Source organism: Flavobacterium algoritolerans (genome assembly GCF_030010385.1).
In the GTDB taxonomy this organism is placed as follows: domain Bacteria; phylum Bacteroidota; class Bacteroidia; order Flavobacteriales; family Flavobacteriaceae; genus Flavobacterium; species Flavobacterium algoritolerans.
The window spans coordinates 95282-108282 of the sequence record NZ_JASCRZ010000001.1 but is presented as its reverse complement, the minus strand read 5'-3'; the positions used below and the strand labels follow the sequence as shown (position 1 = coordinate 108282).

The window sequence follows — 13001 nt, the reverse complement described above, 5'->3', positions numbered from 1 at the left end:
ATAATAAAAATTTAAGAATTTCTATCGGTCTCACTATTTAAGACTTCTTTATCGGTTTCTATAGGCCTTTATCATTTCTTTTTTTGGAAGTAAAAAGAAAGGCAATAACGAGTTCGCTATTGCCTTTATATATAGAAGTCAATTTACTGTAGTGGTAAATGTAAAATTTCTTGTTTAATTATGATTTTGTTACGGATGCATTATAAACAGGAATTGCTGCTTTTAAGATTCTTACTGCGCTAATTAAGTCAGCTTTCTTCAAAACATAAGCGATTCGAACCTGATTTAATCCCATTCCTGGAGTAGAATAAAACCCTGCAGCTGGAGCTACCATTACAGTTTCACCATCTAAGTCATAGCTTTCTAAAAGCCATTGGGCAAAATTATCAGCATTGTCAACAGGAAGTTGTGCAATACAATAAAAAGCACCTTTTGGTTTGCTTACAATAACACCATCTATTTTATTTAATTCTTCAATCAAGGTGTCTCTGCGTTCTCTGTATTCTGAAATTACTTCGTCAAAATAACTTTTTGGAGTATCAAGTGCAGCTTCACTTGCTATTTGTTCAATTGTTGGAGGACTTAATCTAGCTTGTGCAAATTTCATAGCGGTAGCTATGACCTCCTTGTTTTTAGAAACAATACATCCTATTCTTGCGCCACACATGCTGTATCTCTTAGAAACCGAATCAATCATAATAGCATGTTCTTCAAGTCCGGGAACGTTCATTACTGAATAATGAATGTCACCATCATAGGTAAACTCACGATAAACCTCGTCAGAAATTAAGAATAAATCATGTTTTTTGACTAAAGCAGCCAGTTGCATAATTTCTTCTTTCGAATATAAATATCCTGTTGGATTTCCTGGGTTACAAATAAGGATAGCTTTCGTTTTTGGAGTAATCAGTTTTTCAAAATCTTCAACAGCCGGTAAAGCAAAACCAGTTTCAATAGTCGAAATTACAGGAACAACAGTAACGCCTGACGCTGTTGAAAAACCATTGTAATTAGCATAAAATGGTTCTGGAATAATGATTTCATCTCCTTGGTCCATAGTGCTTCCCATCGCAAACATAAGCGCTTCTGATCCACCAGTTGTGATAATGATGTCTTCAATATTTACTGAAATCCCTTGATGGATATAGTAGGAAGATAGTTTTTTTCTATAGCTTTCATTTCCAGCTGAATGGCTGTATTCCAGAATGGTTAAGTCAATATTTTTAACTGCATTCATGGCAACTTCAGGAGTTTTAATATCTGGTTGACCAATGTTTAAATGGTATACTTTATGTCCTTTTTTCTTCGCTATTTCTGAGTATGGAACTAATTTTCGTATTGGCGATTCCGGCATTTGTTTGCCTTTGTTTGATATTTTTGGCATAGTCTTAATTATTGAATTGCAAATTTGCAATTTTTTTTTCGAATTTATTATAATCAATGAGCGTATATATTGTTAAATCTGCATTTTTGATATGATTTATTTAGTATTTTTATGTAAAAGATTAACAATGAAAAAAACAATAGTTATTATTCTCATTTACCTGTTTGTTTTCCCTGTTTTTGCACAACAAGGATTTCAGTTTGAAAAAAACGTAAATAAAATTACTGTCCCTTTTAAATTGATTAATAATTTAGTCTTTGTGCCTGTCAAAGTAAATGGAGTAGAATTAAATTTTTTATTGGATACTGGTGTTGCCGAAACTATATTATTTAGTTTAGAAGATAAAAAAGAAGTTCGTTTCTTTAATGCCGAAAAAATATTGCTGAGGGGATTAGGAAGCCAAGATGCTGTTGAAGGACTAAAATCTACTAATAATATTTTAGAGTTCAATAATATGAAGTATGATGATCATATGCTCTATATTATTTTGGACCCTGAATTTAATTTATCGTCACATGTTGGAATTCCAGTTAATGGAATTATTGGGTATCATTTTTTTCGAAATAATTTAGTAGAAGTCAATTATAGGAAAAAGAGAGTTATAGTTTATAAAGACAATGATAAAAATCGAAAAAGAATCGAGAAAAGTTACAAAACAATTCCTATTACCGTTGAAAAATCCAAGCCCTATTTGAAAAGTACCGTGGTTCAGGATAATAAAGAAATTCCTGTAAAATTATTGATAGATATAGGGAACAGCGATGCAATATGGTTGTTCCAAGATCGATCAGAATTGATTAAAGTTCCAGCTAAAAATTTCGAAGACTTTTTAGGAAGAGGTTTTAGTGGTGATGTAAAAGGTAAAAGAGCCATAATTAAAAAATTTGAGATGGGAGATTTTGAATTTAATAATCCTGTGGTGGCCTTTCCAGATTCGGTATCAATTAGGAATGTAAATATGGTGCCAGATCGTAAAGGCTCAGTAGGTGGAGAGATTATGAAGCGGTTTGCAGTTGTTTTTGATTACCAAAACTGCCAAATATATTTAAAAAAGAATAGTGATTACAGTGCTCCTTTTAGCTACAATAAAAGTGGAGTAGAAATACAACAGAACGGATTACAGTGGGTTCAGGAAACTGTGCGAATGGAAACGGTTCCGTTATCTACAAAATATAATGAGTCAGGAGTTGCTAATGCATTTGCTAATGACTTTAAATATAAATTCAGATTAAAGCCTAATTATGAAATTGCCTATGTCAGACAAAATTCTCTGGCAGCTAAGACAGGATTGCAAAAAGGGGACATAATCATTTCGATTAATAACCATCCCATTCATAAATTTTCCTTGCAAGCAATCAATGCTCTTTTTAAGGGAGATGAAGAAAAATGGATTACTTTAGAAGTGGAACGTAAAAGCGAAATCTTAAAATTCAGGTTTCAATTGTACAATATTTTATAAACAAAAAACGCTTTTGGAAATAATATCCAAAAGCGTTTTTAATTTATTTTTGATTCTGGAATTAATTAGAAATAACTTCTCCTTTAATTTTCAGAGGTACTCGTCCGCCTTCATAGTTTACTGCATTTGACTCAACAGTTAGTGTTTTTCTGATTGGTCCTGGAGCCATATTGTATTTTACAGTTATTTTTCCTGATTTCCCGGGCATAATAGGTTCATCTGGTTTTGTAGGAACTGTGCATCCACAAGTAGACAATACATTAGTGATAATTAATGGCGCATTTCCTGTATTTGTAAAGATAAAATCACGAGAGCCATTTTCATTCTTAGTAACCTTTCCATAATCAATTGTATTGTCTTTGGCTGCAAATTCTATTTTTGGGCCATTCTGAGCAAAACCGATACTACTGATTAATGCGAATGCGAATAAAGCTATTGTTTTTTTCATTTTGTGATATTTAAATTCATTTAGTAAATTTACTTTCTTTTAATTAACGTACAAATTTTTATTTCTCTTTTTATAGTGTACTTAATTATTTACTTTTGTTCCCAATTAGAATTACAAATATCAGACCAAAGTTTAATTTTGGTTTTAACAGTTGCTTTTTATGACAATCCCTGCACAATTTGACGCTAAAACCATTGAAAATAAGTGGTATGACTACTGGATGAAGAACAATTATTTTCACTCAGAACCAGACCATAGAACACCATATACCATAGTAATTCCTCCGCCTAATGTTACCGGAGTTTTACACATGGGACACATGTTGAATAATACCATTCAGGATGTATTAATCAGAAGAGCGCGTCTTAAAGGATTCAACGCTTGTTGGGTTCCAGGAACGGATCATGCTTCCATAGCTACTGAAGCTAAGGTAGTTGCGAAATTAAAAGCCGAAGGAATCAATAAAAATGATTTAACACGCGAAGAATTCTTGGCGCATGCTTGGGAATGGACTGACAAATACGGAGGTGTAATTTTAGACCAATTGAAAAAACTGGGTGCTTCTTGCGATTGGGAAAGAACCAAGTTTACAATGGACCCTGATATGTCAGCCTCAGTAATTCGTTCTTTTGTGGATTTATACAACAAAGGCTTGATTTATAGAGGATACCGAATGGTAAACTGGGATCCCGAAGCAAAAACTACTTTGTCTGACGAAGAAGTAATTTATGAAGAACAACAAGGAAAATTATATTTCCTAAAATATAAAATCGAAGGAAGTGAAGACTTTCTGACTATTGCAACCACACGTCCGGAAACTATTTTTGGAGACACTGCAATTTGTATTAATCCAAATGATGAACGTTTTGATCATTTGAAAGGCAAAAAAGCAATTGTACCTATTTGCGGAAGAGTAATTCCAATAATCGAAGATGAATATGTAGATATCGAATTTGGGACCGGTTGTTTAAAAGTGACTCCGGCGCACGATATGAATGACAAAGCATTAGGGGAGAAGCATAATCTTGAAATTATTGATATTTTCAATGAAGATGCTACTTTGAATAGTTTTGGATTGAACTACCAAGGACAAGATCGTTTTGTGGTTCGTGAGGCAATTGCTAAAGAATTAGAAACAATTGGTTCTTTGGCAAAAACAGAAACACACTTGAATAAAGTAGGTACTTCTGAAAGAACTAAAGCAGTTATCGAGCCTCGTTTATCAGACCAATGGTTCTTGAAAATGGAAGATTTGGTAAAACCAGCTATTAAATCGGTTTTGGAAGACGGCGAAATCAAATTGCATCCAGCTCGTTTTAATAATACGTATGCGCATTGGTTAAATAATATCCGCGATTGGAATATCTCGCGTCAATTATGGTGGGGACAACAAATTCCAGCCTATTTCTATGGGGACGGAAAAGAAGATTTCGTAGTTGCTGAATCTATCGAAGAAGCTTTAGTTTTAGCTAAAGAAAGAACCAACAACTTACAACTTACAACTTCTGACTTGAAACAAGATGTTGATGCATTAGACACTTGGTTTTCTTCTTGGCTGTGGCCAATGTCTGTTTTTGGAGGAATTATGGATCCAGAAAGCGAAGATTTCAAATACTATTATCCAACCAATGATTTGGTTACTGGTCCAGATATTTTGTTTTTCTGGGTAGCGAGAATGATTATTGCAGGTTATGAATATACAGGGGAAAAACCATTTACAAACGTGTATTTGACTGGTTTGGTTCGTGACAAACAAAGACGCAAAATGTCTAAATCATTAGGAAATTCACCAGATCCTTTGGACTTGATTGAGAAATTTGGTGCTGATGGAGTTCGTGTTGGATTACTTTTGAGCGCATCTGCAGGAAATGATATCATGTTTGATGAAGAGTTGTGTAACCAAGGAAAAGCGTTTACCAACAAAATCTGGAATGCGTTCAAACTGATAAAAGGATGGGAAGTTTCGGACGCTATTCCGCAACCGGAATCCTCTAAAGTGGCGATTGAATGGTATGAAGCTAAATTGCAACAAACACTTCTAGAAATCGAAGATAATTTTGAAAAATACAGAATTTCGGATGCTTTAATGGCCATTTATAAATTGGTTTGGGACGATTTCTGTTCTTGGTTCCTCGAAATGATAAAACCGGCTTACCAACAGCCAATTGACAGTGTAACTTTGGCGAAAGCCATCGAAATGCTGGAAAATAACATGAAATTATTACATCCTTTTATGCCTTTCTTGACAGAGGAAATTTGGCAAATTCTTGCCGAAAGAACTAAAGAGGAAGCATTAATCGTTTCGACTTGGCCGGAAATGAAACCTTTTAATGCGGGTCTAATTGCTGATTTCGAAAATACAATTGAAGTGATATCTGGAATTAGAACGATTCGTAAAGACAAGAATATTCCGTTTAAAGATACAATCGAATTGAAAGCGGTAAACAATGATAAAGTGTCTACTTATTTTGATACTGTTATAACTAAATTAGGGAATATTACTTCATTAGAATATGTTTCGGATAAAGTAGAAGGAGCGTTATCTTTCCGTGTAAAATCAAATGAGTATTTCATTCCGATTACAGGAAATATAAACCTTGAAGAGGAAATTGCAAAACTGACTGCTGAGTTAGTTTATACACAAGGTTTCTTGGAATCAGTTCAAAACAAACTAGCAAATGAGAAATTTGTGGCTGGTGCGCCAGAGAAAGTTTTGGCAAACGAAAGACAAAAAGAAGCGGATGCCTTATCTAAAATTGAAACTATCGAACATAGTTTGGCAGGATTGAAATAAGAGTTAGTTTATTTATAAAATTTAAAATCCCATTCGTCTCGGCGAATGGGATTTTTTTTTGAAAAATCAAGTAAATAATTCGTCTTTGGTAAAAGAGGAATACTTGCGATTTATTATAATTTGGTAATTTTTTATCGATTAACGTCAATTGTATTGTGATTTAAAGAGTATTTTCTCCTTTAATCGGTTTTTGTGAGCTTACTGAAATATTGTTAATATGTTTGTACTGAGATTTTCAATTAATACTTTAGTATAGAAATGAAAAAAATATATAGTCCAGCTTACAGACAACATTATTTTGAAGGATATTCAATTGGTTTGAATCCATTTTTGGAATTTAATTATGCAAAAAGGAATGAAGCTTTTATTGCTGGATTTGATTCTGGGAGATCAGATTATGAACGGATGAACGGATGTATTAGTGATGGAATTCCGAAATGTATTGTAACTAATAAAATTCTGGAAGATTTTCTTCTGTCAGGTTTGCTTGGCTTAAGCATTGATACAGATGGTTATACTTCATATCAGATGGATTTAATTGCAAAATGGTATCAAAGTGGTGTAGAAAAATACGAGCCAAATCATAGTATCGCTCTTTTTGAATTGCTTGAAAAAAATGGCATTCAAATAAATTAAATTCTTTGTGAATGTTTAAATAAAAAAATCTGTTTTTCAAACAGATTTTTTTATGGAAGCTTTTTAATTTTTTTATAAATTTTATGTAATGAGGGAATTACATTTCTATTCTTTTATAAACACAATTTTTTAGTTTGTTAAAATAACAAAAACTTTTTCTGCTTTTCAAAAAAATGAAATTAGCAGAAAAAGTTTTGGATGAAATAAAACCAAGGTTTGGTTTTAGAATTTATATTTTAAACTTGTTAATATTTGACGCGGTGCAATTGGATTGATACTGTAGTTTTCGTGCACTGTATAATTCAATTCATTTGTAATGTTTGATAACCTACATAAGATTGATATTTTTTTCCAAGTATAACCAGCAGATACATCGATTGTAGTATAACCACTCATTGGAATTTCTCTGTCATTTATTGTTTGAACTCCAGTAGTAGGATTAATTACAACTAGATTATTCCAACCTCCAAGACGGTCACCAATGTAGTTTCCGATTGCTCCAAAAGAAACACCTTTTAATACTCCAGAAGGTAAGGTATAGAAAAAGCTTAAATTAGCGGTATTGGCTGGCGTTCTTACTACTCGATCTCCTTCAATAGTACTTCCGTTTAATCCGGATGTTCTGGTAAAACGCATATCGTTGTAGCTGTAACCTGCAATGATGTTTAAGCCTTCAGTTGGTCTAGCTGTTATATCAATTTCAATTCCTTTACTTATAGTTTCTCCGTTCAAGACTTTTATAGTTGTGTCAGTATTATTTGAGCCATCAGCTTTAAATTCTGCTGTTTGTGCTAAATTGCTGTTTGTAATTTGATACGCTGTAATGTTTGTACTCAAAATACCTCTCCAAAAATCTTTTTTAATACCTGCTTCATATTGGTCTATGATTGAAGGTTTTATTGGTTTTAAATCAACTGTTGTTCCTGTATTTGGTGTAAATGAATTAGAGTAGCTGGCAAACAAAGATATCTCTTTTGTTGGTTGATATACTAATCCAAATTTTGGAGAGAATGCCTCATCTTTACGTAGTGGAGCTTGAGTAGTCAAGCTGCTGTTGATTACTTCTGCTTCTTGCCAAGACCAACGAATACCTGCTAAAAGCTTAATTTTTTCTGTAAAAGAGATTAAATCTTGTGCATAAACCCCAAAACGGTTTGTATCAGTACTTACGATTCGGGTAAGCGTAGAGTTTGGCTCATCCGTTCGCTGAGCAGCAGGGTCGAAAGTAAAGATATTTACAGTATCATAATTAGTAGGACTAAAGGCAAAAGTATATGCTTGAGCAAAAGAGTTTTCAAAATCTACACCTGTAAATAATTGATGTTTTATTTTTCCAGTGTTGAAGTTTCCTTGTATGCTTAATTGATCTCCAAAAATTTGCTCAGTACCTTTATTCTGTCCTAATGGCCTATTAAAATTTCCATAAGGATTAGCTGTAGGTGATATTACAATACGTTCGGTAGCTTTTGATTCTCTGTCATAATTTTGAAAAGAAGCATTGAAGTTTAATTTCCAGTTTTCATTGAAACTGTGATTAAGTAATGCCGAAGCACTTGCTGATTTTGTTTTTCCGTTTGACCATAGTGCACCATAATAGTTACTGCGTGGTACATCAACAATTACTTTACCAATTACTCCAGTCCCAAAATCGGGTGTCCAATTGCTTTTCAAGTAATCTCCTTGTACTGTAATTTGAGTTTTATCACTCACATTGAAAAGGAAAGATGGGTTAATGTATAAACGTTCGTTTTTTACAACATCTCTAAAACTTTCTGAATTTTCGTAAGAACCAGTAAAACGATATGCAATATGTTTATTTAATGGTCCGTAAAAATCTACAGCTGGTTTATAGTAAGCAAAACTTCCTGCTTGCATAGAAATTTCTCCACCACTTTTGAAAGATGGTGTTTTGGTAACCAAATTTAAGATTCCTCCCGGAGCAACGTTACCAAATAATAAAGCCGCACTACCTTTTAAAAATTCTACTTTTTCCAAAGAAGAAACCTCGGGAATAGATCCAGCATTATAGCGAAAACCATTTTTAAACATATTGTTGGCTGACATATCATATCCTCTAGAGTAAAATGATTCTTGAGCGCCACCACGTGCAGAACCTACATAAACACCATTGGCATTTTTTAGTACCTCACTCAAACGAATGCTTTGTTGTTGTGCAATAATTTCAGATCCAATAACTTGTACACTTTGTGGAGTGTCCATTGGTTTTAAACCTGATCTCAATGCAGAAACTGGCTTTTTATCCTTGTTGGCTGTGATAATAACTTCTTTTAGTATCCCTCCCTTTTTGTTTTTTATAGTGTCAAATTCTGAAGAAGTAGTCTCATCATAATTTTTATCACCAGAAGCATTTGCTGATTCTTGTGCTAGACAGGATAAACTGAATAAAAGTGTTAAAGTTGGAAGTAAAATATATTTCATGATTGTTTATTTGGAATAATTAAAAATAACGATGCAAATATAAAACCCAAGTTTGGTTTAACAAAACTTATTTAGATTAAATATTAATAAAAAATTAAAATATGTTTAACGTACTGTTTTTTAGAATTTTGCGTATTAATTAAACACTCTTTTTATATTAATCCTTCATTTTTTGAAGTCTTTGTCTTGTTAATGTCTATTTTTTGGCCCTATAAATTCTGAAATTCTTTCTTTGAAAAGTGTTTGAAGATCTTTTATGTTAAATTTTGTTAAAGCAATTTGCAAATACCATCGCTGAGGAGGACATTTTCGGTGCTGCAAATTTTAAGGATTAGCACCTTTTTTGAAAGGGAATGCTTGATTTGTGGAATTCGTGTCAAAACGGAATATTGTAATAACCATTCATAAGCACTAATACGAAGCCTATCTTTGATGCAATAGTATTTAATTTCGGTGTGTTTTAATGCTTAGAGTAATTAAAGCTTTGCCTTAAATTTCTTGATTCGGAAGTTTTTTGATTTCACAACTTTTCCATCATCAGTAATTATGATGCAGCTGTAATCAGGATATTTGTTGAGTAAAAGCAGTCCTGCCGTTTTTCCTAAAACCATTAGCGAAGTACTCAAACCGTTAGCCGTTTCAGCATTTGGTCCAAAAACAGTCACACTACATAAGCCCGTTGCTGGATAGCCCGTTGCCGGATTGATGATATGCGAATAGCGTTTGCCGTCAAAAATAACAAATTTCTCATAGCTCCCTGAAGTGGTTACTGCATCTTGTTTTAATGGAACAACAGCCAGAAGTTTTTCGGGATGAAAGGGATTGGTAATTCCTATATTCCAAGGTTTCCCGTTAGGTTGCTTTCCCCAAGTGCTCATATCGCCTGATCCGTTTATAATTCCGGCTTTGATGCCTTTTGCAAGCATCATATCTCGGCATTTATCGGTGGCATATCCTTCTCCTAATGCTCCAAATCCAATCTTCATTCCTTTTAGTTTTAGGAAAATGGTAGATTGAACACTATCCAAAATAATATTTTTATAGCCCACTTTTTCAACCGATTTTTTAATGGCTTCCGCCGAAGGCATCGCAGTCATGGAACCGTCAAATTTCCAGATTTTATCCATCGCTGCAAAACTGATGTCAAAACCGCCATGAGTTACTTCAGAAAATTGAATTGCTCTTTGTGTTAATTCAAAAACTTCTCTATCCACTTTTACTGGTCGAATACCCGCATTTTGGTTCACTTCAGATACTTGTGAGTCCGATTTCCAATCAGAAATTAAATTCTCGATTCGGGTAATTTCTGAAATAACGGCGTCTATGTTTTGTTCTGCCGATAGTGAATCTTTGGCAACAATGCTAATATCAAAACGACCGCCCATAAGTAAGGTGGTTCTTTTTCGTAAGACCTGGCTGTGGCTTGTGAAAGCGCAAATTAGTAAAAGGAGAAATAGGAATTGGAATTTCATAATAAAAGTATCAGTAGTCATTGTGAGGAACGAAGCAATCGCACTAGCATAAGTATATAAGTTGAGCAACTAATGTGATTGCTTCGTTCCTCGCAATTACAAAGTAACATAATTCCACTAATAACAATCCGTCAACACTTGTCCATTCGCTTTATAAGCTGCAATTTCCATACTTGTTCTGGAAAGACATAATTCATCAAGAACAGCTTCTACATCTTTTTGCATCGCAAGCGAACCGCAAATCATTACAACGCCTCCTTGTGTTAACAAATCCATGAAAAAATCAGCGTCACGTTTGATTAAATCCATCACATAATTATGGTTTGCTTCACGGGATAAAGCCAAATGAAAACTTTGAAGTTGTTGTTTCTCCATCATTTCATCGGCGAATTTTTTATATCCTAAAACAGTTTCGGTTTCCTTTCGAAAGCCCGAATACAAGTGAATTTCGGTTTTTTTCTTGTTTTGTTCTATCATTCCCAGAAAGGGAGCGATACCGGTTCCATTTGAAATTAGTGCCACTTTGGGTGCTTTTTTCGGAAAGTGAAAAGCAGCATTCTTGAGGATTCTGGCTTTTATAATCGAACCAGGTTCCACACCATATAAAAAGCCGGATCCCAAACCAGAAGGATGCAGTTTTACCACTAATAATATATTGCCATTATGATTTCCGATAGAGTATAGGCGTTCTCGGGTGTCATTTGCAGGATAAATAGCCAAGAGGTCGCCCGACGTAAATTTAGCGCTCCTGCTAGCTCGTAGCGTCAGTAAAAAAGTGTGTTCCGTATCAGAAATAGCGGTCTTGTCCAGTACGACCAGTTTTTCCAAACCTTTTGGAACCTCATTGTATATTGATGGAGTTGAGGAAAGAGAAATTCCTGTTTTGGCACTCCATAATTTTACCCAACCTACAAATTCTTCAGCTGATTTGTCATTTACGGTTTGTAATTCTAAAAAGTGCTCCGCCCAATTTTGTTTCGCCAATAAAGTGTCAATGTCACGTGCATAACCACAAAAATCAGGATACGCTTTTGAACCAAATCCGACTACCGAAACATTGATTTTGTGCTGTTGTTCGGTTTTGTTAATGAGCGAAATAAATTTGCTCGCATTAGAAGGAGCATCACCTAATCCGTGGGTTGAAGTAAATACGATAAGATGTTCTGCTTTTGGGTAAACCGAATAATTATTCAATTCAGTAAGGAAAGCTTTTTTTCCGTGAGCAAGTAATTGTGTGTGAATAGCATTAGCAAATCGTAATGAACTTCCATTTTCAGAACCTACAAGTAAAATAAATGTACTGTCTTCGGGTTTGAATTTGTTTTTAATGCGACTCGATCTTCGTTTCAAAGTCATTGCAAATCCCGAGTAGATAAAAAAGAGAATATTTAAACTCGCTATTCCTAAAATTATCGCCCATAAAATATTGGTTCGACCGGTATGTAAGTTAAGACTCAAATCCGATATTAAAGTTCTCATCGGAAAAGGAGTTTCATTTACAATTGCCCCGGAAACCTGATTGACTTCTATTTCTCGGTCTTTTAGTGTAATGATATAATATTCTTCGGGATCATCCGAAAAAGGGAATTCGATTTTTTGAACATCGGCCAGAAGCGTATTTTTAAAAACGGAAGTAGCTGCACTTTTTTCTGCAATAGGCGTAGTTACAGTCGTTTCAGTTTTTTCTTCTGAATCTGTTTTTTCAAGGAAAAAATTAAACTTTTCCAAGGTTAAATAGGTTCCTGAAAGTGCGATAATCAGAATCGGAATCAGCGATAATCGTCCTAGAAAAATATGGTAATATTGGGCAAAATTTTCTTTTACAATTTTAGAAAACAAACTGCGAAGACTTCTTTGTCGGTTGAGTATCAAAGCAAAACCCGAAATGGAAATCAATACTAACAAAAAGGAAATAAAACCAACAAAAAAGCGCCCCGTTTCTTTAAGAAATAAAGAACGATGGAGTGCTGTTGTCCATTGGATAAACTCATTTTTTTTGATGGGATCTCCTAGTATTTTTCCAGTTCTTGGATCAACATAAGCATTGACATCATTATCTTCCTGGTCGATACCTTGCAGTGTTACAAATTGATTGTGGTTAACACTTAATTCCGTTATTTCAGCGTAGGTTTTGCGCAATATCGGCAAAGTTTCTCCAAGTGTTATTTTGTCGAAATTTTCTACTTTGTATGGCGGTGTTTTCTCTTGTATGGCATCGACTGCGAGTATGACACCAGTTACGGATGCCAATATCAAAAATGCAGCAGAAAATACAGCCAAAGCCAAATGTGAGTAACGCCAAAAAGAAAGAGTCATTGATAATAAATTTTAACATATAAGTCATATAAGTTTTACGTTTTGTAAAAGCA

The 13001-nt window shown here is 34.1% G+C and carries 8 protein-coding genes; 3 read left to right on the top strand and 5 right to left on the bottom strand.

Going from position 1 to position 13001, the window contains the following annotated elements; translation table 11 throughout:
• Nucleotides 1–178 precede the first annotated feature (178 nt).
• Entirely contained in the window at nt 179–1384 is a 1206-nt protein-coding gene (locus tag QLS65_RS00410) for a pyridoxal phosphate-dependent aminotransferase (protein ID WP_282714510.1), read from the bottom strand.
• A 127-nt stretch (nt 1385–1511) separates the two neighbouring features.
• On the opposite strand from QLS65_RS00410, the gene QLS65_RS00405 reads away from it, so the two are divergent.
• Nucleotides 1512–2843, top strand: a complete 1332-nt coding sequence (locus QLS65_RS00405) for a PDZ domain-containing protein (RefSeq protein ID WP_282714508.1) — start codon at nt 1512–1514, stop codon at nt 2841–2843.
• Nucleotides 2844–2904: 61 nt separating this feature from the next.
• Here QLS65_RS00405 and QLS65_RS00400 read toward each other — a convergent pair whose 3' ends face one another.
• Nucleotides 2905–3291: a DUF1573 domain-containing protein gene (locus QLS65_RS00400; RefSeq protein ID WP_282710329.1), complete on the bottom strand. Its 387-nt coding sequence runs from the start codon at nt 3289–3291 to the stop codon at nt 2905–2907.
• 160 nt (nt 3292–3451) lie between these two features.
• On the opposite strand from QLS65_RS00400, the gene QLS65_RS00395 reads away from it, so the two are divergent.
• Both QLS65_RS00395 and QLS65_RS00390 read left to right on the top strand, forming a co-directional pair.
• Nucleotides 3452–6085 (top strand): valine--tRNA ligase, encoded by a 2634-nt coding sequence (locus QLS65_RS00395; protein ID WP_282714506.1) that lies wholly within the window; start codon nt 3452–3454, stop codon nt 6083–6085.
• Nucleotides 6086–6343: 258 nt separating this feature from the next.
• Nucleotides 6344–6721 carry a hypothetical protein gene (locus QLS65_RS00390; protein WP_282710325.1) on the top strand — a complete coding sequence of 126 codons (378 nt, stop codon included), beginning with the start codon at nt 6344–6346 and terminating at the stop codon, nt 6719–6721.
• A gap of 222 nt (nt 6722–6943) precedes the next feature.
• On the opposite strand, the gene QLS65_RS00385 is transcribed toward QLS65_RS00390, so the two are convergent.
• The 3 genes from QLS65_RS00385 to QLS65_RS00375 all read right to left on the bottom strand — a co-directional run bounded on the left by QLS65_RS00385 (nt 6944) and on the right by QLS65_RS00375 (nt 12948).
• Nucleotides 6944–9160, bottom strand: a complete 2217-nt coding sequence (locus QLS65_RS00385) for a TonB-dependent siderophore receptor (RefSeq protein ID WP_282714504.1) — start codon at nt 9158–9160, stop codon at nt 6944–6946.
• Between the two features lie 476 nt (nt 9161–9636).
• A complete protein-coding gene (locus tag QLS65_RS00380) occupies nt 9637–10632 on the bottom strand; it encodes an FAD:protein FMN transferase (protein WP_282714502.1) in 996 nt (331 codons plus the stop codon).
• A gap of 117 nt (nt 10633–10749) precedes the next feature.
• Nucleotides 10750–12948 carry a PepSY domain-containing protein gene (locus QLS65_RS00375; RefSeq protein WP_282714500.1) on the bottom strand — a complete coding sequence of 733 codons (2199 nt, stop codon included), beginning with the start codon at nt 12946–12948 and terminating at the stop codon, nt 10750–10752.
• Nucleotides 12949–13001: the final 53 nt, after the last annotated feature.

Bases quoted from the DNA above. Each gene is read 5' to 3' on its own strand.
- QLS65_RS00410 (WP_282714510.1), bottom strand. From the start codon at position 1,384: ATGCCAAAAATATCAAACAAAGGCAAACAAATGCCGGAATCGCCAATA.
- QLS65_RS00405 (WP_282714508.1), top strand. From the start codon at position 1,512: ATGAAAAAAACAATAGTTATTATTCTCATTTACCTGTTTGTTTTCCCT.
- QLS65_RS00400 (WP_282710329.1), bottom strand. From the start codon at position 3,291: ATGAAAAAAACAATAGCTTTATTCGCATTCGCATTAATCAGTAGTATC.
- QLS65_RS00395 (WP_282714506.1), top strand. From the start codon at position 3,452: ATGACAATCCCTGCACAATTTGACGCTAAAACCATTGAAAATAAGTGG.
- QLS65_RS00390 (WP_282710325.1), top strand. From the start codon at position 6,344: ATGAAAAAAATATATAGTCCAGCTTACAGACAACATTATTTTGAAGGA.
- QLS65_RS00385 (WP_282714504.1), bottom strand. From the start codon at position 9,160: ATGAAATATATTTTACTTCCAACTTTAACACTTTTATTCAGTTTATCC.
- QLS65_RS00380 (WP_282714502.1), bottom strand. From the start codon at position 10,632: ATGAAATTCCAATTCCTATTTCTCCTTTTACTAATTTGCGCTTTCACA.
- QLS65_RS00375 (WP_282714500.1), bottom strand. From the start codon at position 12,948: ATGACTCTTTCTTTTTGGCGTTACTCACATTTGGCTTTGGCTGTATTT.